Source organism: Zwartia sp., from assembly GCF_049655405.1.
Taxonomy (GTDB): domain Bacteria; phylum Pseudomonadota; class Gammaproteobacteria; order Burkholderiales; family Burkholderiaceae_B; genus Zwartia.
Map to the genome: position 1 here is coordinate 518,050 of NZ_JBASJR010000013.1, position 21,765 is coordinate 539,814.

General features: G+C 51.3%; 22 protein-coding genes. 8 read left to right on the plus strand and 14 right to left on the minus strand.

All coding sequences use genetic code 11. The features are described from left to right. Positions 1 to 4: 4 nt before the first annotated feature. Together WBJ47_RS13830 and WBJ47_RS13835 are read right to left on the minus strand one after the other, a co-directional pair. Positions 5 to 1,000, minus strand: coding sequence for a DMT family transporter (locus WBJ47_RS13830; protein ID WP_424585333.1), 996 nt, complete (start codon positions 998 to 1,000; stop codon positions 5 to 7). Then, positions 924 to 1,667 (minus strand): aspartate/glutamate racemase family protein, encoded by a 744-nt coding sequence (locus WBJ47_RS13835; RefSeq protein WP_422243228.1) that lies wholly within the window; start codon positions 1,665 to 1,667, stop codon positions 924 to 926. Before WBJ47_RS13835 ends, WBJ47_RS13830 begins: the two co-directional genes overlap by 77 nt. A 361-nt stretch (positions 1,668 to 2,028) precedes the next feature. Here WBJ47_RS13835 and WBJ47_RS13840 point away from each other — a divergent pair, with 361 nt between their 5' ends. The 5 genes from WBJ47_RS13840 to WBJ47_RS13860 all read left to right on the plus strand — a co-directional run bounded on the left by WBJ47_RS13840 (position 2,029) and on the right by WBJ47_RS13860 (position 7,736). Next, on the plus strand, positions 2,029 to 3,705 hold the full coding sequence (locus WBJ47_RS13840) for an ABC transporter substrate-binding protein (protein ID WP_422243229.1): 1,677 nt from the start codon (positions 2,029 to 2,031) through the stop codon (positions 3,703 to 3,705). A gap of 102 nt (positions 3,706 to 3,807) precedes the next feature. Next, the gene (locus WBJ47_RS13845) at positions 3,808 to 4,761 is read left to right on the plus strand and encodes an ABC transporter permease (RefSeq protein ID WP_424585334.1); all 954 of its coding nucleotides are present in this window, start codon (positions 3,808 to 3,810) and stop codon (positions 4,759 to 4,761) included. A 16-nt stretch (positions 4,762 to 4,777) separates the two neighbouring features. Continuing rightward, positions 4,778 to 5,671: an ABC transporter permease gene (locus WBJ47_RS13850; RefSeq protein ID WP_422246256.1), complete on the plus strand. Its 894-nt coding sequence runs from the start codon at positions 4,778 to 4,780 to the stop codon at positions 5,669 to 5,671. Then, positions 5,671 to 6,723 (plus strand): ABC transporter ATP-binding protein, encoded by a 1,053-nt coding sequence (locus tag WBJ47_RS13855; protein ID WP_422246254.1) that lies wholly within the window; start codon positions 5,671 to 5,673, stop codon positions 6,721 to 6,723. Before WBJ47_RS13850 ends, WBJ47_RS13855 begins: the two co-directional genes overlap by 1 nt. Then, a complete protein-coding gene (locus WBJ47_RS13860) occupies positions 6,720 to 7,736 on the plus strand; it encodes an ABC transporter ATP-binding protein (protein WP_422246252.1) in 1,017 nt (338 codons plus the stop codon). The genes WBJ47_RS13855 and WBJ47_RS13860 overlap by 4 nt, the downstream gene beginning before the upstream one ends. Positions 7,737 to 7,830: 94 nt before the next feature. On the opposite strand, the gene clpB is transcribed toward WBJ47_RS13860, so the two are convergent. Next, positions 7,831 to 10,425 (minus strand): ATP-dependent chaperone ClpB, encoded by a 2,595-nt coding sequence (gene clpB, locus WBJ47_RS13865; RefSeq protein WP_422246250.1) that lies wholly within the window; start codon positions 10,423 to 10,425, stop codon positions 7,831 to 7,833. A gap of 237 nt (positions 10,426 to 10,662) precedes the next feature. Here clpB and fnr point away from each other — a divergent pair, with 237 nt between their 5' ends. Beyond that, complete coding sequence (gene fnr / locus WBJ47_RS13870) at positions 10,663 to 11,388, plus strand: fumarate/nitrate reduction transcriptional regulator Fnr (RefSeq protein WP_422246249.1); 726 nt, start codon at positions 10,663 to 10,665, stop codon at positions 11,386 to 11,388. 30 nt (positions 11,389 to 11,418) lie between these two features. Here fnr and WBJ47_RS13875 read toward each other — a convergent pair whose 3' ends face one another. Both WBJ47_RS13875 and WBJ47_RS13880 read right to left on the minus strand, forming a co-directional pair. After that, positions 11,419 to 12,435, minus strand: a complete 1,017-nt coding sequence (locus WBJ47_RS13875) for an acyl-CoA dehydrogenase family protein (protein ID WP_422246248.1) — start codon at positions 12,433 to 12,435, stop codon at positions 11,419 to 11,421. Positions 12,436 to 12,440: 5 nt separating this feature from the next. Next, on the minus strand, positions 12,441 to 13,592 hold the full coding sequence (locus WBJ47_RS13880; protein WP_422246246.1) for an acyl-CoA dehydrogenase family protein: 1,152 nt from the start codon (positions 13,590 to 13,592) through the stop codon (positions 12,441 to 12,443). A 127-nt stretch (positions 13,593 to 13,719) separates the two neighbouring features. Between WBJ47_RS13880 and WBJ47_RS13885 the strand changes: the two genes are divergently transcribed. Continuing rightward, positions 13,720 to 14,181, plus strand: coding sequence for a MaoC family dehydratase (locus WBJ47_RS13885; RefSeq protein WP_422246244.1), 462 nt, complete (start codon positions 13,720 to 13,722; stop codon positions 14,179 to 14,181). A gap of 3 nt (positions 14,182 to 14,184) precedes the next feature. Here the strand turns inward: WBJ47_RS13885 and WBJ47_RS13890 are convergent, their stop codons facing one another. The 9 genes from WBJ47_RS13890 to WBJ47_RS13930 form a co-directional block, all read right to left on the minus strand. Further along, a complete protein-coding gene (locus tag WBJ47_RS13890) occupies positions 14,185 to 14,430 on the minus strand; it encodes a hypothetical protein (protein ID WP_422246243.1) in 246 nt (81 codons plus the stop codon). A 14-nt stretch (positions 14,431 to 14,444) separates the two neighbouring features. Then, on the minus strand, positions 14,445 to 14,675 hold the full coding sequence (locus WBJ47_RS13895) for a FixH family protein (RefSeq protein ID WP_422246241.1): 231 nt from the start codon (positions 14,673 to 14,675) through the stop codon (positions 14,445 to 14,447). Between the two features lie 9 nt (positions 14,676 to 14,684). After that, complete coding sequence (ccoG, locus tag WBJ47_RS13900) at positions 14,685 to 16,229, minus strand: cytochrome c oxidase accessory protein CcoG (RefSeq protein WP_422246240.1); 1,545 nt, start codon at positions 16,227 to 16,229, stop codon at positions 14,685 to 14,687. A 22-nt stretch (positions 16,230 to 16,251) separates the two neighbouring features. Then, positions 16,252 to 17,202: a cytochrome-c oxidase, cbb3-type subunit III gene (ccoP, locus tag WBJ47_RS13905; protein ID WP_422246239.1), complete on the minus strand. Its 951-nt coding sequence runs from the start codon at positions 17,200 to 17,202 to the stop codon at positions 16,252 to 16,254. Further along, entirely contained in the window at positions 17,199 to 17,381 is a 183-nt protein-coding gene (locus tag WBJ47_RS13910) for a cbb3-type cytochrome oxidase subunit 3 (protein WP_422246238.1), read from the minus strand. Before WBJ47_RS13910 ends, ccoP begins: the two co-directional genes overlap by 4 nt. Further along, complete coding sequence (ccoO, locus tag WBJ47_RS13915; RefSeq protein WP_422246237.1) at positions 17,381 to 18,061, minus strand: cytochrome-c oxidase, cbb3-type subunit II; 681 nt, start codon at positions 18,059 to 18,061, stop codon at positions 17,381 to 17,383. The genes WBJ47_RS13910 and ccoO overlap by 1 nt, the downstream gene beginning before the upstream one ends. Positions 18,062 to 18,071: 10 nt before the next feature. Beyond that, on the minus strand, positions 18,072 to 19,541 hold the full coding sequence (gene ccoN / locus WBJ47_RS13920) for a cytochrome-c oxidase, cbb3-type subunit I (protein ID WP_422246236.1): 1,470 nt from the start codon (positions 19,539 to 19,541) through the stop codon (positions 18,072 to 18,074). 105 nt (positions 19,542 to 19,646) lie between these two features. Further along, positions 19,647 to 19,829: a cbb3-type cytochrome oxidase assembly protein CcoS gene (gene ccoS, locus WBJ47_RS13925; RefSeq protein ID WP_422246234.1), complete on the minus strand. Its 183-nt coding sequence runs from the start codon at positions 19,827 to 19,829 to the stop codon at positions 19,647 to 19,649. 8 nt (positions 19,830 to 19,837) lie between these two features. Beyond that, entirely contained in the window at positions 19,838 to 20,809 is a 972-nt protein-coding gene (locus tag WBJ47_RS13930) for a hypothetical protein (protein WP_422246233.1), read from the minus strand. Between the two features lie 88 nt (positions 20,810 to 20,897). On the opposite strand from WBJ47_RS13930, the gene queF reads away from it, so the two are divergent. Then, positions 20,898 to 21,743 carry an NADPH-dependent 7-cyano-7-deazaguanine reductase QueF gene (gene queF / locus WBJ47_RS13935; protein ID WP_422246231.1) on the plus strand — a complete coding sequence of 282 codons (846 nt, stop codon included), beginning with the start codon at positions 20,898 to 20,900 and terminating at the stop codon, positions 21,741 to 21,743. The last annotated feature ends 22 nt before the right edge of the window (positions 21,744 to 21,765 follow it).

The window sequence follows — 21,765 nt, forward strand, 5'->3', positions numbered from 1 at the left end:
AACTTCAGCTGATCAATTCGGTGTTCTTCTGATGAACAGCAAAACTTGCGCTAAAAATTGCAGCCATCATGACCGCTGCCCCCACCAGCATTCTGCCGGTAGGCACTTGACTAAACAATATCCAGGCAAACAGTATGGCGTAAAGGGGCTCGGATGCAACAACGAGTCCCGCCGTTCTAGCCGGCAATTGCCTCAGGCTAGAAACGAACAACCAATGAGCAAGGCCCGTGCAAACAATGCCCAGAGCAGCAATCAATAGCCAGTCACGCATACCCACTGTTTTTAGGGTGGGTAGTATCAAAGGCAACAAGAGTAAAAAAACAAGACCATTTTGAATACCCGCCACTTGGAAAGCATTGACGCGGCTGAGCTTTCGCCGATTAATCACAGCCAAGACACCAAAAGCAGCGCCAGACAATATGCCCCAAAGAAGTCCCTCCGTGCCTTGATCCGCCCACTTAAATGAGGGGGTAATCAACACGAGGCCGATGCTGACGAGTAACAACCGAAGCCATTCGGCCCAGCCAACCTTTTCACGAAGGAAGAATGCTTCTATTAATGTGATGAAAGCCGGAAAGCTCGCAAATCCTAGGGTTGCCACGGCAATGCCACCGAGTTTGACTGAATGAAAAAATGTCACCCAATGCAAAGCAAGCATGCCCCCGCTCAGCACGAAGGCTAGCCAATGTAAGCGCCAAGAGACGTCATCGTGATGATGCTGACGCCCTATCGCCGCAAAAAGACGGCTAAAGGATACTAGGGTGAGCACTGCAAACACTGCTCGCCCCCAAGTGATCATCCATGCATCGGCCAGAATGAGGGCACCAAAAATCCCCGTTGCACCAAACAGGATCGCAACAAGATGAATCGCAAAAAGCGACTGAATTCGCGTCAGCAAGCCGCGCTCTAGCTTGTGAAGTGCATCAACGGCCTTTAGGCCAGCCAAGCGGCGCGGCCCAGCCCGTATAAACCTTGGGGAGTGGTGTTGCATAGTCACCATGTTTGCTTGTTCCGAGACCCAAAGCACTGAGAGCCTCTGCAAACTTGACCGCCACAGCCACACCATCAATCACAGGCACACCCAGTCGTTGCGTCAACGTATGGCAAAGAGTGGTCATCCCAGCGCACCCAAGCACAATGGCACCGCTTCGGTCTCGGCTCAGCGCCTCGCGTGCGGCATGTTCGATTTGACTGATGATTTCTTCGCCACCATCTTCTAGATCCAGTACGGCAATGTCAGTGCCATGCACACCTCGACACTGATGCTCAAAACCATAACGCTGCACCAAGCGCTCTGCAATGATGCATGTACGCGTCATCGTCGTGACCACTGAAAAACCGGTTGCAAGCATGCTGGCGGCATGAAACGCTGCCTCTGCGATTCCCAGCACAGGAGCAGACGTTGCCTCACGCGCAGCCTCAAGGCCCGGATCGCCAAAGCAGGCAAGCACCACGGCATCTGGCCCCCAGGCGGAGGCTAATTTGACTTGTTCCGCCACACCTGCGGCCGCGAATGCCTCGTCATAGTGCCCTTCAATCGACAAAGGACCGAAGCTTGGTTGCGTTGCAATAATCTCAGTATTAGGACTGGCAACAGCCTGCGCACCTTGCGCAATCGCAGCAGTCATTGCTGAGGACGTATTAGGGTTTATGAGAAGTAGTTTCATCGTGTCTTATTGGTTTACCTTGGTTACTATTGAAACAAATCGCTTGCACCAAACTGGACAAAAATGCCCCAAAATGAACATGAGACACCAGTATGGAGCATCGGCACTCAGCAATATTAAAGAGAACTAAATAAATCATCACTGTTTTTCGCAAAATGTAGAAAATATCTCATGCGAAAGGTGGCACGATTTTTGCTTTTATAAAAAAACGTATCTCAATACGTGAAACGTACCACTGGTCATACATCGGTCACGTTGGCTCAATTGAGCTGGAGGTAGACAACAAAGACCGGTCTTAAAGTATCAGATTTGCAGCAAAACCTGTTAGCTATATTTTTACAACCGAATTACTGGAGATTCCATGAAACAACACGCGTTGATTTCCCGACTGGTAGGCAAGCCACTGGGCCTGACCGTTTTATCCGCCGCCCTCGCCTTGGGTGCAGCTGCGAGTGTCTCTGCACAAGAAAAAGTGCTGCGCATTGGCATGACGGCTGCTGATATTCCACGCACACTGGGTCAGCCTGATCAGGGCTTTGAGGGCAATCGTTTCACGGGTATCCCGATGTACGACTCACTCACGCAGTGGGACCTTTCCAAAGCAGACGTACCGAGCGCAGTGATTCCTGGCTTGGCAACTTCTTGGGAAGTTGATGCCAATGACAAGAAAAAATGGGTCTTCAAATTACGTCCAGGCATTAAGTTTCACGATGGATCTCCGGTCAATGCAGACTCGATCGTCTGGAACGTTCAAAAGGTGTTGGATAAAGACGCCCCTCAATTTGACGCATCCCAAGTGGGTGTGACCGCTTCGCGCATGCCAACATTGCGCAGCGCGAAAAAAATTGATGATCTGACTGTCGAGTTGACCACCAGCGAACCCGATGCGTTTCTGCCCATCAACCTGACTAACCTGTTTATCGCATCGCCCGCGCAATGGAACAAAAAGCTTGCCGCCGTGCCAGCTTCAGTGACCAATTCTGCAGAGCGCGCCAAGCAAGCGTGGGCAGCCTTTGCTGCGGACGCATCAGGCAGTGGTCCATTCAAGATGGCGCGTTTTGTTCCGCGTGAGCGTCTCGAAATGGTCGCAAACAAAGACTATTGGGACCCAAAGCGTGTCCCTAAGATTGATCGTGTCGTTTTGTTGCCGATTCCTGAAGCCAACGCACGCACTGCAGCCTTGCTTTCAGGTCAAGTCGACTGGATCGAAGCTCCCGCACCTGATGCTATGCCACAAATCAAACAGCGTGGCTTCACAATCTACAGCAACCCACAGCCACACGTCTGGCCTTGGCAGCTGTCATTTGCCGAAGGCTCACCTTGGTTGGACAAGCGCGTGCGTCAAGCAGCCAATCTCTGTGTAGACCGCGAAGGCCTGAAAACCTTGCTAGGTGGCATCATGGGTATTCCAAAAGGCACCATGGCGCCTGATCACCCCTGGTTTGGTAAGCCTTCCTTTGACGTGAAATACGATCCAAAAGCTGCACAAAAGCTGATGGCGGATGCAGGTTTTTCAGCTGCTAAGCCTTTGAAAGTAAAAGTGCAGATTTCAGCTTCGGGCTCTGGTCAGATGCAACCACTGCCAATGAACGAATTCGTCCAAGAGTCACTCAAAAAGTGTTTCTTTAACGTTGAATTCGACGTCATTGAGTGGAACACCTTGTTTACAAACTGGCGTAAAGGTGCCAAGGATCCTTCGGCGAACGGTGCGAATGCCACTAACGTTAGCTTCTCAGCAATGGATCCATTCTTTGGCATGGTGCGCTTCAGCAGCAAAGGTACCTTCCCACCTGTGTCAAACAACTGGGGTTACTACAACAACCCAGAAGTGGAAGCACTCGTATCAAAAGCACGCACAACCTTTGATGCAAAAGAGCGTGATGTGGCGCTTGCCAACCTTCACACTCAGATCGTCAACGATGTACCTTTCGTCTGGATCGCCCATGACGCAGGTCCACGCGCGATGAGCAAGAAAGTCAAAGATGTCGTTCAGCCACAAAACTGGTTTATTGACATTGCAACGATGAACGTTCAGTAAAGTAGTCCACACTCGTCACATCTCTTGGATGTGACGAGTTTTTTTTTGTGCGTATTGAAGCCTCTGTTTCGACTGACAACCCTTTTTCTGAGACCTCCTCTAATGCTGAGCTTTTTACTGAGGCGTCTGATTTACACCCTCCCAATCATGGTTGGCGTAGCACTCGTCTGTTTCTCACTCGTTCACTTGGCCCCCGGCGATCCGCTCATGGCGATTTTGCCTCCAGATGCCTCGCAGGATTTGCGAGATCAACTGATGGAGCTATACGGTTTCAATCGCTCTTATCCGGAACAATTTTTTCATTGGGTTGCACGCGCTGTCCAAGGTGATCTTGGCACCTCGATTGCGACCAATCGTCCCGTCACGGAAGAGGTCATCAAAGCAGTTGGCAACACACTGCGCCTAGCGGTCTTTGCAACTATTATTGGCTTTATTTTTGGCAGCTTGTTTGGCTTTGTTGCTGGCTACTTTCAGAACTCCTGGATTGATAAGGCTGCTTCACTGACTTCAGTGCTAGGCGTCAGCGTCCCCCATTACTGGCTGGGCATGGTGATGGTCATCATTTTCAGCTCAACCCTCATGATGCTTCCACCCGGAGGCGCTGGCCCAGGTGGCTCAGCAGACTGGATTTGGAACTGGGAACACGTCAAGCATCTGATCTTACCGGCTGTCACCATGAGTGTGATTCCGATGGGTATCATCGCCCGCACAGTTCGTGCGCTGGTGGCAGATATCCTGGCTCAGGAATTCATCGTCGGATTGCGCGCCAAAGGCATGACCAATGTGGGTATTTTTATGCACGTGGTCAAGAACTCCGCACCGACTGCCTTGGCCGTCATGGGCTTGCAGCTCGGTTATTTGCTGGGTGGCTCCATTCTGATCGAAACCGTATTTTCCTGGCCAGGCACAGGATTCCTGTTAAATGCCGCAATTTTTCAACGTGATCTCCCCTTGTTGCAAGGGACGATTCTTGTGCTTGCGATGTTTTTCGTTGTCCTCAACATGATCGTAGACGTCATTCAGACCCTGCTCGATCCACGCATTGCGCGTAGCTAAGGAACAGGGAACACATATGCTTAATATCACCGTAGATCCTTCTAAGGTTCCAGCAGTCGCGATGGAAAGATCCACCGGCTATTGGAAAAACGTCGGTCAGCGCTTTATGCGAGACAAGGTCGCTGTCTTTGCTGGCATCGTCATTTTGATCTTACTCATCATGGCGGTTTTTGGACCATGGCTCGTGCCACACGATCCATTCCAGTCATCGATTATGAAAAGACTCAAACCGATCGGCTTTCCAGATCACTTGCTGGGCACCGATGAGCTCGGTCGCGACATGCTCAGCCGTCTCATCGTCGGCACCAAACTTTCGCTATTCATGGGTATTACCCCTGTGATTCTGGCGTTTGGTATTGGCTCTGTCATCGGTCTGGTGGCTGGCTATGCAGGTGGCAAAATCAACACCGTGATCATGCGTACGATCGATGTGTTTTACGCCTTCCCTTCCGTGCTGTTGGCGATTGCATTGTCTGGTGTCTTGGGAGCGGGTATCACCAACTCCCTGATTTCGCTGACTATCGTCTTCATCCCCCCCATCGCGCGGGTGGCTGAAAGTGTGACGACACAAATTCGAGGTCGGGATTTTGTCGACGCTGCGCGTGCTTCTGGTGCCAATGCCTTCACGATTGTCCGTGTACATGTGCTGGGCAACGTGCTGGGTCCGATCTTTGTCTATTCCACTAGCTTGATCGCGGTCTCGATGATTTTGGCTTCAGGACTGAGCTTTCTCGGCTTGGGCGTCAAACCACCTGAGCCTGAATGGGGCCTGATGCTCAACACACTTCGCACCGCCATCTATGTTCAACCATGGATCGCTGCGCTGCCAGGCGTGATGATTTTTGTGACTTCGATTGCTTTCAACCTGCTCTCGGATGGCCTGCGTAACGCCATGGAGATCAAGAACTAATGAAGACAACTGTGAAAAACGATACCGATGTCGGCGGTCAGGCACAGCCTCTGCTGATGGTTAAAAATTTGATCAAGCATTTTGCACTTAAAAAAGATATGCTGGGTCGAGGTGGTGGTGTGGTGCGCGCAGTCGACGGCATCGACTTTATGGTCCGCAAAGGCGAAACACTTGGTGTGGTCGGGGAGTCTGGCTGTGGAAAATCAACTACGGCTCGTTTGTTGATGAATCTCATCACGCCCGACAACGGAGACATTATTTTTGATGGCATGTCCGTGGGTGGCCGCGATCTGTCTCTCAAGGAGTTTCGTCGCCAGGCACAGATGGTCTTTCAAGACAGCTATGCCTCACTGAATCCGCGCTTGACCATTGAGGATTCCATTGCCTTTGCGCCTCAAGTGCATGGTGTATCGAAAGATGAGTCGATTGAACGTGCCCGCGACCTGCTCAGACGCGTGGGTCTTGATCCTGTGCGTTTTGCTGAACGCTATCCGCATGAGCTGTCAGGCGGTCAACGTCAACGTGTGAACATTGCACGCGCACTGGCCTTGCAATCTCGCTTGATCATCCTAGATGAAGCTGTCTCAGCGCTGGACAAATCTGTTGAAGCTCAAGTGCTGAACTTGCTGCTGGATCTGAAGGAAGATTTTGGTCTGACCTATGTTTTCATCAGCCATGATTTGAACGTCGTGCGTTACATCTCTGATCGTGTGATGGTGATGTATCTGGGACAAGTGGTGGAAATTGGAGACTGCGAAACGCTGTTTGAGTCACCTCAACATCCCTACACGCGCGCGTTGCTGTCCTCGGTACCATCCATGGACCCAGACAATCGTACGGAAGAGCCTCCTCTCGCGGGTGATCCACCTAACCCGATCAATCCACCCTCTGGCTGTCGTTTTCACACGCGTTGTGTGCATGCCCAACCAGTGTGTTCTGAAAAAATGCCCCCACTCGCGACGGCCAAAGATGGACACGGCGTCGCCTGCCTGATGCATGTTGTCAACAGTGGCCATACCGAAGCGCCCAAAGCGGCTCAGGAGGCAGCATGACCACTCAAACTAGTCCCACTATGACTGATGAAAAACCTTTTGTCGACATCCGAGACCTGAATGTCACCTTTACCGGCGGCCGAAAACCTGTCCGAGCGGTTTCGGGCGTGAGTTTGTCTGTCAAGCGCGGCGAAGTTGTCGCGCTAATCGGCGAGTCAGGCTCAGGAAAAAGCGTGACTCTGCGCTCTATTTTGAGACTACACAATCCCGACAAGTCAAAACTTGAAGGCCAGATCTTGGTGGGCGACCAAGATGTCGTCAAATTATCCAACACAGAACTTTCAAGCTTTAGAGGCAAGGTCGCCTCAATGATTTTTCAAGAGCCATTATTGGCCTTGGACCCTGTCTACAGCGTTGGGGAACAAATCATCGAAGCCATTCTCCGCCACGAGTCCATCGGTAAAGAGGCTGCGCGTGCCAGAGCTTTATCGCTCTTTGAACGCGTTCGCATTCCCAGTCCAGAGCGCCGGCTAGATGCATATCCCCATGAAATGTCTGGCGGAATGCGGCAGCGTGCCATGATTTCCTTGGCGTTGGCCAGCCATCCTCAGCTTTTGCTTGCCGATGAACCTACTACTGCGCTAGATGCCACGGTTCAGATTCAGATTTTGCTGCTGCTGCGCGAGCTTCAGCGCGAACTCGGTCTGTCAGTGATTTTTGTCACACACGATATCGGTGCGGCAGTCGAGGTCGCCGATCGCATTGCGGTGATGTATGCGGGCAGAATCGTTGAGGAAGGGACCACCAGAACCCTCATGCGCTCACCACGGCATCCATATACCCGTGCCCTGCTCAAAAGCCTGGCGCATGGCAACGTGGCAAAAGGCACACGACTCGAAACCATTCCTGGCTCTCCGCCTGATCTGAGCAATCTGCCTCCAGGCTGCGTGTTTGCGGATCGGTGTAGCTTGGCACTCGACTCATGTCGCCAAAGCGTTCCTGAGATTGTCAAACTCACTCCTGATCACAGCGCACGCTGCCATCGAACGGATCAAACGGACGTTGCAGTCTAAGCGCCACTAAAGGCTAACGGACCCAAGCAAAAGGCCCACCCTTTTTTATAGGGTGGGCCTTTTGCTGAATAGATCAATTGCACACAAAGTCTATTTACTGAAGCGTCCGTTCAAAGACAAACTTACCCTCGCGCCAATCGACTGGGACAACGTCTTTTGGACCGAATTTGCCCTCAAGTATCAGCTTGGCAATTGGGTTTTCCAACTGCTGCTGAATCGAACGCTTAAGCGGCCGAGCACCAAACACTGGATCAAAGCCCTCGCGCGCCAGCTCAGCCAATGCGGCATCCGATACCTCCAAGCGCATTTCCTGCTGCTCCATTCTTTTTGCCAACCGATTGATCTGTATGCCTGCGATCTTTTCAATATGCTGACTTTGCAATGCATGAAACACTACGATTTCATCTATCCGGTTTAAAAATTCAGGACGGAAATGCTGTTTGAGTTCTTCCCAGACCACTTCTTTGACTGCATCGTAAGGCTTACCCACCATGGCCTGGATGTGTTGCGAGCCTAAATTAGAGGTCATCACAATCACTGTGTTGCGGAAATCCACGGTGCGACCCTGACCATCCGTCAGTCGGCCATCGTCCAAGACCTGCAGCAAGACATTAAATACATCCGGATGCGCTTTTTCCACCTCATCAAGCAAAACGACGCTATAAGGCTTGCGGCGAACGGCTTCGGTCAGATAGCCACCTTCTTCGTAGCCCACGTAGCCTGGAGGCGCTCCGATCAAGCGAGCCACGGAGTGTTTCTCCATAAACTCACTCATATCGATACGGATCAGGTGCTCATCCGAATCAAACATAAAGTCTGCCAGCGCACGCGTCAGCTCCGTCTTGCCTACGCCCGTAGGTCCAAGGAATAAAAACGAACCATAGGGGCGTGAAGGATCCGACAAACCCGCCCTCGAACGGCGGATGGCATCCGCCACCAACCCAACAGCCTCGTCTTGCCCAATCACACGGTCATGTAAACGCTCTTCCATCTTGAGCAGCTTGTCACGCTCGCCCTGCATCATTTTCGAAACAGGAATACCCGTTGCGCGCGAGACAACCTCGGCAATTTCCTCTGCACCGACTTGGGTACGCAATAACTTAGGCCGCTCACCGGGAGCGTTCGCCACTGCAGAGCCCTCAGCGGCTTTCAGGCGAGACTCAAGCTCTGGCAAGGTGCCATACTGAATCTCAGCCAACTTGTCGAATTGGCCTTTGCGCTGAAGCTCAGCCATCTCAGCCCGTGCCCGCTCGATCTCTTCTTTGATCGACTGAGTCCCCTGCACTGCGGCTTTTTCACTTTTCCAAACCACCTCAAAATCGTTGTACTCGCGCTGAAGCTTTTCAAGCTCTTCCTCAATGATTTGGAAGCGACGGATGGAACCCTCATCCTTTTCCTTTTTAACGGCTTCACGCTCAATCTTTAACTGGATAATGCGTCGATCGAGTTTGTCCATCACCTCTGGCTTGGAGTCGATCTCCATGCGAATGCGGGACGCGGCTTCATCAATCAGATCAATCGCCTTGTCCGGCAAGAAACGATCCGTAATGTAACGATGTGAAAGCTCAGCGGCCGCCACAATCGCAGGGTCAGTAATCTCTACACCGTGGTGCAACTCATAGCGCTCTTGTAAACCACGCAAAATGGCAATGGTCGACTCCACGTTGGGTTCGTCCACGAGTACTTTTTGAAAACGACGCTCAAGTGCGGCATCTTTTTCAATGTATTTACGATACTCGTCAAGCGTCGTTGCGCCGATGCAATGCAACTCACCACGCGCCAGTGCGGGCTTGAGCATATTGCCAGCATCCATCGCACCTTCGGCTTTGCCGGCACCTACCATCGTATGAATTTCATCAATAAAAATGATGTAGCTGCCGTCGTCCTGAGCAAGCTCTTTGAGGACGGCTTTGAGACGCTCCTCGAACTCTCCACGAAACTTTGCACCGGCTAACAAGCTTGCTAAATCAAGAGACAGCACGCGCTTGCCTCGTAAGGACTCTGGTACTTCATCATTGACGATCCGTTGAGCCAAGCCCTCGACGATCGCGGTTTTACCCACGCCAGGCTCACCAATCAATACGGGGTTGTTTTTGGTCCGACGCTGCAAAATTTGAATCGCACGTCGAATCTCGTCATCGCGACCAATCACAGGATCGAGCTTGCCCTGACGCGCACGCTCAGTCAGATCCATGGTGTATTTAGAGAGCGCCTCGCGATTGGACTCGCCATCTTGATCTTGCACAGGCGCGCCACCGCGCACCGCATCAATCGCAGCATCCAAAGCTTGACGTTGCAAACCAGCCTCTTTGAGCGCACGCCCAACATCGCCTTTGTCATCAGACAGGGCAAGCAAGAACAGCTCGCTCGGAATATACGTATCGCCGCGCTTGGCAGCTTCTTTGTCTATGCGCGTAAAAACGGACTGTAAGTCACGGCTGATTTGAATATTGCCATCCCCGCCCTTAACTTGAGGTAGACCTTTGACGATCAGGTCCAAGGCGGGCTGAAGGCGATTAATCGCTACACCCGCTCGGGCCAATAGGCTACCCGCACCGCTTTCGCTGTCGGCAAGAAGCGCAGACAAAACATGAGCAGGTTCGATATAGGGGTGGTCGTTACGCACGGCCAAACTCTGTGCATCGGCCAGTGCTTGCTGGAATTTAGTCGTTAACTTGTCAAAACGCATGGTGTCGCTCCTAACATTGTGAGTGTGGCTTGTGGCCAAATTACGTTATGAATCAAATGTGGGCGTTTTGCTGAATTTCAATGGCTGATCAATGATTTTGTTGTCATTTATACCTAGACTAGCCTAAGTTGCCCTAGAATAACTTGACATAAGTCAAGGGTTACTCATAGGGGATATACAATAGGCACGTATCTTAAGTATTAAATTTGCCTCAGCAGGTTAAGGAGTCTAGAGCTCATGCTTAAACGTGTGCCGGTTACATCGGAATCACCGCATTGCTCGACATGCATGATGGGAAGCGTATGCTTGCCCGTTGGCATGCCTGCAAATGAAGTCGCTCAGCTAGATGACCTTGTCAAAGAACGGCTGCGTGTGGAAAAAGGCCAACCTCTTTTTGAGCACGGCACGCCCTTGGATGCACTGTTTGGCCTACGCACGGGCTCAATCAAAACCCAAATTATCGCAGCATCCGGTCAGCAACAAATTACGGGCTTTTTCCTCCCGGGTGAAATCGTAGGCTTGGATGGCATGATGGATGGTATTCACAGCTCGACCGCGGTCGCAATGGAGGACTCTGAGGTTTGTGTCGTCAAGCTTGGCGATATCGACGAGATCAGCCGTTACGTCCCATCTCTTCAGCATCAGGTCAGACGCTTGATGAGCAAGGAAATCGCAAGATCCCATCAGGTACTGATGGCACTCGGTTCGATGCGCTCTGAGCAGCGACTCGCAGCGTTTTTAATCAACTTATCTCAGCGCCTCACCGCTCTTGGCTACTCTTCGACTGAGTTCATCATGAGGATGAGTCGCGAGGAAATCGGTAACTATCTTGGTCTCACCTTGGAAACAGTCAGCCGACTGTTTTCAAGGTTTGCAAGAGATGGTGTGATTCGCGTCAGTCAACGTGAAATCAAAATTTTAGACATGATCGCCCTCAATGAGCTCGTCGGCAAACCCTGTTAAAGCAGGGTTGCCTGACGAGCCTCTCTACACTTAGCGCTTAGCCTCTAAAAACAGCTCCGATCGCACAAAGTCTAGAGTGTTCTGTTTGCTAGCCAAGACCTCTCGACCAAGCTGCTCGGCCCAATACGACTGCCCCCCGCCCACACGCGCCCACTCATTGAGCCTGCGCGTGAATAACTGCAAATCGTATTCATGCGTCACGCCAATCGCGCCATGCACGGCATGCGCGACAGCCGATACTCGCGCAACAGCTTGACTAGTCTGTGACTTAGCCAAGGCAGCCAGCATCGGCGTCGGCTGCCAGTCCTGACTTCGACAAGCCATTTCGGTTGCCATGCGCGCACCAAAGACTAACTCAGCGACTTCGCTGATCTGTTGTTGCAAGGCCTGAAAACGTCCGATCGGCTTACCGAACTGTTCGCGCTGATTCGCGTGTGCAAGCGTCATCTCGAACACGCGATCAGCTGCGCCTGCAATCAAAACCGCTACAGACAAGGCCAACAGGTGTCGAAATTGAGGTTCATCCCAAGTGCCAAGTTGTGAGCGTTGCACAACGGCCTCTGACCACGTTAAATTTGCATCGAGCGTTCCGTGACCACCGGAAGGTGTCACGATGGCTTCGGCCGCCGGCAACAGCCAGACTTGCTTGCCATGTTGGACCAATACCCACTCAGCCACTAGTCCGAAACTCACAGCATGCGCCGTCAGCCCCGCGTGATCTAAGGCAACCTGAAAAGGAGCGAACGTCACTGATCCCTCAGGAATAGCCTTGGCGTGTTGACTTAACCAGGCCCGCGCCAACATTGTGTGCGCATACGGCAGGGGCAACGCGTGTCGTCCCATGCAAAACATAATCGGCCAAGCATCATTTAATGTCAGGCCGGCCCCCCCTGCACTTTCTGGAAGCAACCCATCCGCAAAGCCAGCGGATAAAAGTGTTTCCCAGAGCGGTTTGGGGTCGCTCCCCTGTTCAATGAGGCGGAGCTGCGCAGGTGTGCACTCCTGAGCAAAGAAACGGTCTGCAGAGTCGTAGAAAGAATTTTGCATGATGATTACCTCAATCCCAAGCCGCGGGCGATGATGCCGCGCAAAATTTCACGCGTACCGCCTCGTAGTGAAAATGTCACCCCCATTTGCTCTAAATATCCAAGGGTCTGCAGCAAGTCTGTACTCGCCACAAAATCAGGATGAGCCCCCAGCCAGGCACTAATCTGTCTGATCAGCTTTTGTTCGTAATCGGTACCGTAGTCTTTGACGACAGAAGCATCCGTCGCAGGACTCTCGCCATCGACCAGCTTTTGTGTCACGGCAAGTGAAAGCGCACGCAAGACGGCCATTTCAGCTACTAAAGACCCAACTAAGGCGCACGTTTCGGGATCTGTCACATTCTGCTCGCGCAAACAATCCATCCAACTATCTAACAGGGCAATGCTGGAGTAGATCCTCTCAGGGCCACTTCGTTCAAAAGCGAGTTCAGCCGTGCATTGATCCCAGCCTTGGCCCTCCACCCCAACGAGTGCCTCAGGTGCGAGTGAGACGTTATCGAAAAACACCTCAGAAAAATGCGCATCTCCCGCCATGTCCCGAATTGGACGCACGGTCACTCCGGGCAGCTTGAGATCGATGATGACCTGCGACAAGCCCTTTTGACGATCTGTGGTTTCTCCTGAGGTTCGCACCAACGCAATCATGTAATCACAACCGTGGGCATTAGTGGTCCAGATCTTGCTGCCATTCAATAACCAGCCGTCTGGGGTCTTGGTCGCGCGCGTGCGAATACTCGCCAAATCCGAACCAGAGCTAGGCTCGCTCATACCAATGCAAAAAAAAGCCTCGCCGCGACAGATTTTGGGGATGTAAAAGCGCCGTTGCGCTTCGGTGCCAAAATTTAAAATCAACGGGCCACTCTGACGATCTGCAATCCAGTGAGAGGCGACAGGCGCCCCAGCAATTAATAGCTCCTCGGACAAGACAAAGCGCGAGAAAAATCCCTTGCCAGAGCCTCCATATTCTTTGGGAATCGTCAGGCCCAACCAGCCTTTTTTTGCCAGGCTTTTACTAAAAGAGTCGCTCACCCCCATCCAAGAGCGCGCTTTGATGTGATTGGGTACGCCTTGCATTTCCTCATTTAAAAACGCACGAATTTCTGCGCGGAAGGCGAGCTCATCGTCTGGAACTTCTGTAAATTCAAGTGCTGTCAGCATATTTAACCTGTCTGGATGAGGCGGCAGGATATGACTGCTGCGCCTCGGTTACGGCGATTTAAGATCGTCTTATACTATGGAGATTGTATTTGTTTGACACGATAACAGCCAATTCGCAGAGGAAGACATGACAGAAACTAAGCTTTTAGGGTCAGGATATATCTGGCAGGAACTGGCTGTCGGTCAAAAATTCAGAACCTATCGTCGTACGGTCACTGAGACGGACATTATTAATTTCATCAGTGTCACAGGGATGCTCGAAACAATTTTTATCGACAAGACCTTTTCCCATGGTGCCATGCAGGGTCGCCCTGTCCCGGGAGGCCTGACTTATGGACTGATCGAGGGGTTGTTGATGCAGGGTATGGTTCAGGGGACTGGGCTTGCACTGCTTGAGGTACACAAAAAAGTTCTCAAGCCCGTCCTTGCAGGCGATACGATCTGGGCCGAGGTGGAGGTCACCGCCATCAAGCCAACGTCCAAAAACAATCGCGCAGTCGTGACTTCACGTGTCGATGTTAAAAACCAGGACAATGTGGATGTCATGACATACACAGCGGTGAGAATGCTCGCGGGAGAGAGGCACTAAGCGCTAAAAAGTGACAGCGTCAGCTTCTTTTTTATCTTTGGGGGCCATGAATATGGTCAAAAAACTCGACAAGGCCGCAATCGACCAAAAAAAGAAAAAACCAGCCGCATACAAAACTTGACGGTCTGGTCGGATATAACCAAAGATCGCGACGTCTAGCGGATCTACCAACGCAAAAATAACTGCGCTCGCCACCCCTGCCATCAAAAATGATGGCCACAATATCCACATCAATGAATGCCACTTCATAGCAGCTCCTTTGATTATCGCGATTCGTTTAATGGCGGCTTGCCAGGAGCTTTCTCCACCACCAAACCCCGTTTCATGCCCCCCTCAAGTATGGGCTGATCTGAGAAGCTACTCACCGCTAGCACGATCGTAATCGCACACCCCACAATCGCCAAAGCGGGTCCAGCCATCAGTATCCAAGGCCATGGTTCTCGCCACCAGGGTGTCGGACGCGGCATTTCTATTTTTTGGTGTGCGCTGTTCATGGTGTTTCCTTAGTTCGGAAAAATAAAGCTTGAAGCTTCAGTAATCTCAGTCAGCACGGCACCGTCAGCGCCAAGCGACTTTGTAATAAATTTTATCGGTTGTGGGCCAGGTTTAGCTGCTTCTACGGGTGCTCTCACCACCACTGCAATCAGGCGATTCGATGCACTGGGAACGTTGAACAGGGATGCAGTCTGATTCGTCTCACTCTGCTGTGCGCCCGCCAAGGGCACCGAAGTTCGATCAGCCAAAGCAACAGACATGCCAGGGACCCCTTCTACAGCGATAGAGAGCACGAGAGGTTGCTCGGAAGCATTGATCAGCTGAATACGATAGACATTTTCGATCAAGCCACCTGCCACTTCTCTCCCCAACATTCCCCTGTCGCGGATCACATCCACGCGTAAAGTAGTGCGAGTCGCCAAGGCGCCAATAAACACCGAGACCAACACCAACATCAACACTGAGTAAATCAGTACCCGGGGACGCAGTAGGCTTTTACGTATAGCTTTAGGTGACAGTTTCTCCAAAACACCTCTTTCAGAAGTGTAGCGAATAAGACCCTGGGGGTAGTCAAGCTTATCCATGACTTGATTACAAGCGTCTACGCACGCACCGCAACCAATACACATGTACTGGAGTCCTTGTCGGATATCGATGCCTGTTGGACAAACCTGCACGCAAATACTGCAATCGACGCAATCCCCCATTCCCTGCGCACGGTGATCGACCTTGCGCGATCGTGCGCCGCGAGGCTCGCCGCGCGCGGTATCGTAGGTCACGACTAAAGTATCGCGATCCACCATGACGCTCTGGAATCGCGCATATGGACACATGTATTTACAGACTTGCTCACGCAAAAACCCTGCATTTCCCCACGTTGCAAAACTGTAAAAAAACAACCAGAACCACTGCCAAGGACCCAGCGTAAACGCTAGTAAATCAGTGGCTAACGTTCTGATCGGAGCAAAGTACCCAATAAACGAAAAGCCCGTCCAGAATGCAACGACAAGCCAAAGCGCATGCTTAGTTGCTTTGATCCGGACCTTGCGCAAAGAGAAAGGCGACTCGTCCAAGCGAATGCGAGCAACACGATCGCCTTCAACCTTGCGCTCAATCCACATGAAAATTTCAGTGTAGACAGTCTGAGGGCAGGCATAGCCACAAAACAACCGGCCCGCGATCGCTGTAAATAAAAACAAGCCTAATGCAGAGATGATGAGCAATAGGGTCAGGTAAATCACGTCCTGAGGCCACAACACCATATCAAAGATGTAAAACTTACGCGCACCTAGGTCAAAAAGAACCGCTTGTCGACCATTCCAATTTAACCAAGGTAAACCGTAAAAGAGGACTTGAGTCAGCAACACCAGTGCGATACGCCAACGCGCAAATACACCCATCACTGAACGCGCATAAATTTTTTGGCGAACATCCGCCAGAGTTTGTTCAAGTAACTCCGCCCCTGGCGGCAAAGGTTGACTGCCAAGCGGACGCCAAGCCAGTGGCGCGACCTCATCTGACTTGGGAGTCTGAGAATCAGAGGTCATGCGCATCCCCTCGCTGAATTATCATCGATCACTTGGCCGTGTTGCCGGACATCGCTGCAGAAACTGTCACATCTTTGCCGCCCGACAATCCCCACACCCAGGCTGACAACAATCGAATCTGTTCGGGCGTCAAGACATGCTCCTGAGCGGGCATCCGATTGTTACGGCCATTTAGAATGCTGTTTACGATCGTCGCTTCTGAGCTGCCATAAAGCCAAACGTCATCGGTCAGGTTAGGTGCGCCAAGTGCTTTGTTGCCTTTGCCGTCTACGCCATGACAGGCGACACAGTTATTGAGATACTCGCGTTTACCTGGGATCACACGAATTTGATCATGTGCCAAGCCCGACATTGAGCGAACATATTGCGCAATTTCGCCCGCTGATTTGGGGCTGATATTGGCACTCATCGGAGGCATCACACCGTTGCGTCCCTTAGCAATGGAAATATGTAAAGCCTCTGGTGTGCGGCCGTACATTGAATCCCCTTGAGCCAAATTAGGAAAACTCACTGCTCCTCGCGCATCAGAGCCATGACATTGGGCACAATTGTTTAAAAACAGTCGCTGACCAATGATCCGCGCATCAGGATCTGCCGCGATAGCGGGAATATCCATCGCCGCAAAACGCGCATAGACTGGCTTGACCTCTTCGTTGAGTTTAGTTTGGTCATCTTTGACTTCGACAGCCGTTGTGTAACCAAGCACACCCTGATAGGCACCGAGCCCGGGATACAGAACCAAATAACCCAAACCGACCACGCACATGATGATGTACATAAAAGTCCACCATCTGGGTACAGGATTATTTAACTCGCGAAGGTCGCCATCCCAAACGTGACCTGTATCCTCAACAACACCAGGTTTTTTATTGATCAACCATTTGCGCTGAGAAAACAACAACCACAAGCACCACACAATCCCACCCACCGCGATAATCGCGATGTAATAGCCCCAAAAACCATTGAAAAAATCACTCATGGACGTGGCTCCTCTTTCTGCTCTTTCTGCTCTTGAACGCCTTCATCTGGCAAAACAAACGGAAGATTGGCAGCTTCTGCATTTGCTTTTTTGCGCCCATTCGAGAAGGCCCACCAAATAATTCCGAAAAATGTCAGCATCGCTAACACTGTTGCAATTGCATTGAGATAGGCAAGCATTATCGAACTCCCGGTGCGGCTGATGGTGTTTGATTTGACCCAGCAGCTTGAGCCGCTTTACGCGCGCCTGTGCCCAACCCCTGCAAATACGCGATCATGGCGTCTTCTTCTGTTTTACCCTTCAGCGCGGCTGGCGCACTCTCGATCTGCGCCTCCGTATAGGGCACACCCAAAATACGCAACGCTTTCATGCGGTCCTGAATATCCGTATCAGTCAGCTGACGCTGGGCAAGCCAGGGATAACCGGGCATGTTGGACTCTGGCACAACCGATCTTGGATTGCGCAGGTGAACGCGGTGCCATTCATCGGAATAACGCTCACCCACCCGGGCAAGATCAGGCCCCGTACGCTTGGAGCCCCACAAGAATGGACGGTCAAACACAGACTCCCCTGCCAGCGAATAGGAGCCGTAACGCTGTACTTCAGCGCGCAACATCCGAATCTGCTGAGAGTGACATCCTACACACCCCTCCCGGATATAAAGATCGCGCCCCATCAGTCTGAGTGGATCGTAAGGTTCGACGCCAGGTGTAGGTTGAGTCAACGAATGTTGAAAAAACAGGGGAACGATCTGAACGAGACCTGCAAACAACACGACCACAATGCTACAAATAATCATCAACCCGATATTTTTCTCAAGGGTCTCATGCGAGAAGAAACTCTGCTTTTCATTTGCCATGATTTCCTCCTCAGGCTTTCGCCGCAGCAACTGCGGGCATAGGTTGTTGAGTGATGTCATTAGGGATGGCAGGATTGACAGCTTTTTCACCCATCACAGTCTTGAAGACGTTGTAGGCCATCACCAACATACCAACTAAATACAACAAACCTCCTAACAGACGAATCGCATAAAAAGGTACCGAGGACTTCACTGACTCGACAAAGCTGTATGTGAGAGAGCCATCGGGTTCAGTGGCACGCCACATCAGACCCTGCATCACGCCGGCAATCCACATCGAGGCGATATACAACACCACGCCGATCGTGGCGATCCAGAAATGCACCTCAATCAATTTGGTGCTGTACATCTTGTCACGCCCCCAAAGTCTGGGAATCAAGTAATACAGCATGCCAAACGTAATCATCGCAACCCAGCCCAGCGCACCGGAGTGCACGTGTCCAACAGTCCAGTCGGTGTAATGCGACAAGGCATTCACCGTACGGATGGACATCATGGAGCCTTCGAAGGTCGACATACCATAGAAAGACAGCGATACAACCATAAACTTCAAAATAGGATCGGTGCGTAATTTGTACCAGGCACCTGACAACGTCATGATGCCGTTGATCATGCCGCCCCAAGATGGCGCCAAGAGAATCAGAGAAAACACCATGCCGAGAGACTGTGTCCAGTCAGGCAATGACGTGTAAAGAAGATGGTGAGGACCTGCCCACATATACGTAAATGCGAGTGCCCAGAAGTGCACAATCGACAAGCGATAGGAATAGATGGGTCGTTCAGCTTGCTTGGGAATGAAGTAATACATCATGCCCAGAAAACTCGTGGTCAAAAAGAAACCGACGGCATTGTGACCGTACCACCACTGAACCATTGCATCCTGCACACCTGCGTAAGCGGAATAAGATTTCCACATTGTTGCTGGCATTTCAATATTGTTGACGATGTGCAAAATAGCAATAGTCAGGATGTAGGAGCCGAAGAACCAGTTTGCGACATAGATATGTTTGCTCTTTCGCTTAACGATCGTGCCAAAAAACACAATCGCATACGCAACCCAGACAAGAGTGATCAAAATATCGATCGGCCATTCAAGTTCTGCGTACTCTTTACTGGTTGTGATGCCCAAAGGAAGCGTGATGGCTGCGCCCACAATCACGAGCTGCCAACCCCAAAACGTAAAGGGAATCAAAAAACCACCAAACAAACGCGCCTGACAGGTTCGCTGCACCACATAATATGAAGCCGCAAATAAGGCACTACCGCCAAAGGCAAAAATGACCGCATTCGTGTGCAAGGGCCGAATTCGACCATACGTCAACCAAGGAATGTCCAAATTCAGCTCGGGCCATAACAATTGCGCGGCAAGTATGACACCTACCAACATCCCAACGACACCCCAAACAACCGTCATGATGGCAAACTGCCTGACGACTCCGTAGTTAAAGGTCTCGGCCGTCACCACATTTGAGCGAGCCATATTGTTTCCTTGTTAAAAATATCTCTTGATGGTGACATCATGCCAAACCAAGGGTGATTCGCACTTGATCCATATCAAGTCAACCCTTTTTTAAGCACTGTTCTTTTAGTGACGATCTGGATTTGACGGTTTTGCAACAGAAGCCGGCCGATCATCGTCAAGCAAAATTGACTGGCTTGCCGCATCGGGATCGTCATACTGACCTGAAAACACAGCCCACCACAACATGCCGCCCACAAGCGCGATGACGGCAAGTGAAAGGGGCAAGAGCAGATATAGAATTTCCAAATCGATTCCTAGGCTAGCGTCTTGGGACTGAGCCCTTTTGGCATATTCACGCAACCTGAATCAGCGGGTATGGAGTAAAGCCGCCAAGCGTTGAGCACGACTGCTGCAGAAGATACAAACATGAATAAGGCTGCGAGCCAAGGTGTCACCCACCCCACGGCCGCAAGCGGCATCGTCAACACATGCCAAATTAGTGAACCGTATAAATTTTCTCGTGTGATGCGTCGTGTCCGAGTAAATAAAGCAGTTCGTTGTTGTTGGCTCATATCCGGATAAGCCGCCAAGCTCGCATGCGTGGCGGCAAGAGACATCGGTGCGGCAAGTGCAAGCGCACAAGGACAACTCATCACCAATAAAGCAACAAGGATCGACAAAGCATGCTCAGGTTGTGTCCACCACCAAAAAGCAGCGATCGCAAAAGCAACGCCTAATTGTGTGAGGATAAAAATGCTCGCAACGCGATCAGATTGGGCAATGAGAGGCCTGCATAACGCCTCGAGTTGTGCCCCACCTTGAGCAGCCTCAACGGACTGTCGCGCACGCGTTTCAAAATAACGCGCCGTCAACAAAAATGCGATAAACATCGTCACAGAGTCAAAATAGACCTCGCCATGACCTGATAGGGTTGCTGTCGCACTTGGAATAAAAGCAGCCACCATACTCGTTGCCACGGGAATATCCATCGTGACGCGGCGCTCGGAGAAAGAGCGAGCCACGCCTTGCCAAACTGGCCAAGCCGCGTATATGACCACTGGCACAGTGAGTGCCAGGCTGGCCCAATTCATCAGAAAAATGGCCCAATCAAGGACCTCGAGGCTGTCATTCGGACCTGCTTCAATCCTCAGATATCCTGGCAACGCAAACATCATCACTTGCATCATGGCAAGCCAGGCCAAGCCTAATCGAACAAGGCTGCGCCTGCGATCACTCATCTCGCTGGGGGTCAAAGGTCGATTGAGTGCGAAAATTGATTTGGCCATAGTGGGTGAATTCTAGGCGGTGTAGGTGTATCAACGCCTTGATTTAGATCAACTAGGTAAAATCGAGTTTATTTTTAGATGCTATCTGATGAAACTTCCTCTGCGCGATCTACCTCTTGGTCAGGATGTTGCCTATCCAACCGCCTATGACCCGACTCTTCTTTTTCCAATTTCGAGAGCAGAGGCACGCCTAGAGATCGGTATTCAATCAGGAGCCTTGCCTTTTATGGGCTGGGATCTGTGGAACGCCTACGAAATGTCCTGGCTCACCCCTCAAGGGATGCCTCAGGTTGCCATATTGCGACTCAAAGTGGACTGTCAAAGTCCCAACATTATTGAGTCCAAGTCACTGAAACTGTACTTAAACAGTTTCAACCAAGCTGCCTTTGCTTCAACTGAACGCATGCTAGACACCCTGCGCATTGATTTATCGCATGCTGCAGGTGCTCAGGTCGAGGTGGAGTTGATTCTACCTAAGGATTTTGCAGCTTTACACATCAAAGAGTTTGACGGATTTGATTTGGACTCGCAATCACTCACGATCGATTGCTACGAGCCGAACGCAGATCTGCTTTGTCTGGCCCCCAAGCAATCAGGGACATCCAGCATTGTCCACGAATCCCTTTTTTCTAGACTGCTCAAGTCTAACTGTCCGGTAACGTCCCAGCCTGACTGGGCCTGTGTCAAAATTGACTATACCGGCCATCAGATTGATCATGCAGGTTTGTTGAAATATATCGTTTCATTCCGGATGCATAATGGGTTTCACGAGCAATGTGTTGAAACGATATTTCAGGACATCATGGCAAAGTGCAAGCCACAAAAGCTATCGGTTTATGCGCGCTACACCCGTCGTGGGGGCTTAGATATCAACCCTTGGCGTGCGACCCCAGGAATGCCCGCCCCCGCCCTTCAGAGAAGCGCGCAGCAATAGGTCATTCAAGGGGAGACAGCCT

What these genes read in the sequence shown, in the direction of transcription:
- WBJ47_RS13830 (WP_424585333.1), bottom strand. Translation starts at nt 1,000, where the DNA reads ATGGTGACTATGCAACACCACTCCCCAAGGTTTATACGGGCTGGGCCG.
- WBJ47_RS13880 (WP_422246246.1), bottom strand. Translation starts at nt 13,592, where the DNA reads ATGCTGACAGCACTTGAATTTACAGAAGTTCCAGACGATGAGCTCGCC.
- WBJ47_RS13895 (WP_422246241.1), bottom strand. Translation starts at nt 14,675, where the DNA reads ATGAACAGCGCACACCAAAAAATAGAAATGCCGCGTCCGACACCCTGG.
- clpB (WP_422246250.1), bottom strand. Translation starts at nt 10,425, where the DNA reads ATGCGTTTTGACAAGTTAACGACTAAATTCCAGCAAGCACTGGCCGAT.
- ccoN (WP_422246236.1), bottom strand. Translation starts at nt 19,541, where the DNA reads ATGGCTCGCTCAAATGTGGTGACGGCCGAGACCTTTAACTACGGAGTC.
- WBJ47_RS13835 (WP_422243228.1), bottom strand. Translation starts at nt 1,667, where the DNA reads ATGAAACTACTTCTCATAAACCCTAATACGTCCTCAGCAATGACTGCT.
- fnr (WP_422246249.1), top strand. Translation starts at nt 10,663, where the DNA reads ATGCTTAAACGTGTGCCGGTTACATCGGAATCACCGCATTGCTCGACA.
- WBJ47_RS13860 (WP_422246252.1), top strand. Translation starts at nt 6,720, where the DNA reads ATGACCACTCAAACTAGTCCCACTATGACTGATGAAAAACCTTTTGTC.
- WBJ47_RS13890 (WP_422246243.1), bottom strand. Translation starts at nt 14,430, where the DNA reads ATGAAGTGGCATTCATTGATGTGGATATTGTGGCCATCATTTTTGATG.
- WBJ47_RS13875 (WP_422246248.1), bottom strand. Translation starts at nt 12,435, where the DNA reads ATGCAAAATTCTTTCTACGACTCTGCAGACCGTTTCTTTGCTCAGGAG.
- WBJ47_RS13930 (WP_422246233.1), bottom strand. Translation starts at nt 20,809, where the DNA reads ATGGCCAAATCAATTTTCGCACTCAATCGACCTTTGACCCCCAGCGAG.
- WBJ47_RS13855 (WP_422246254.1), top strand. Translation starts at nt 5,671, where the DNA reads ATGAAGACAACTGTGAAAAACGATACCGATGTCGGCGGTCAGGCACAG.
- WBJ47_RS13840 (WP_422243229.1), top strand. Translation starts at nt 2,029, where the DNA reads ATGAAACAACACGCGTTGATTTCCCGACTGGTAGGCAAGCCACTGGGC.
- ccoG (WP_422246240.1), bottom strand. Translation starts at nt 16,229, where the DNA reads ATGCGCATGACCTCTGATTCTCAGACTCCCAAGTCAGATGAGGTCGCG.
- WBJ47_RS13845 (WP_424585334.1), top strand. Translation starts at nt 3,808, where the DNA reads ATGCTGAGCTTTTTACTGAGGCGTCTGATTTACACCCTCCCAATCATG.
- ccoO (WP_422246237.1), bottom strand. Translation starts at nt 18,061, where the DNA reads ATGGCAAATGAAAAGCAGAGTTTCTTCTCGCATGAGACCCTTGAGAAA.
- queF (WP_422246231.1), top strand. Translation starts at nt 20,898, where the DNA reads ATGAAACTTCCTCTGCGCGATCTACCTCTTGGTCAGGATGTTGCCTAT.
- WBJ47_RS13850 (WP_422246256.1), top strand. Translation starts at nt 4,778, where the DNA reads ATGCTTAATATCACCGTAGATCCTTCTAAGGTTCCAGCAGTCGCGATG.
- WBJ47_RS13885 (WP_422246244.1), top strand. Translation starts at nt 13,720, where the DNA reads ATGACAGAAACTAAGCTTTTAGGGTCAGGATATATCTGGCAGGAACTG.
- ccoP (WP_422246239.1), bottom strand. Translation starts at nt 17,202, where the DNA reads ATGAGTGATTTTTTCAATGGTTTTTGGGGCTATTACATCGCGATTATC.
- WBJ47_RS13910 (WP_422246238.1), bottom strand. Translation starts at nt 17,381, where the DNA reads ATGCTTGCCTATCTCAATGCAATTGCAACAGTGTTAGCGATGCTGACA.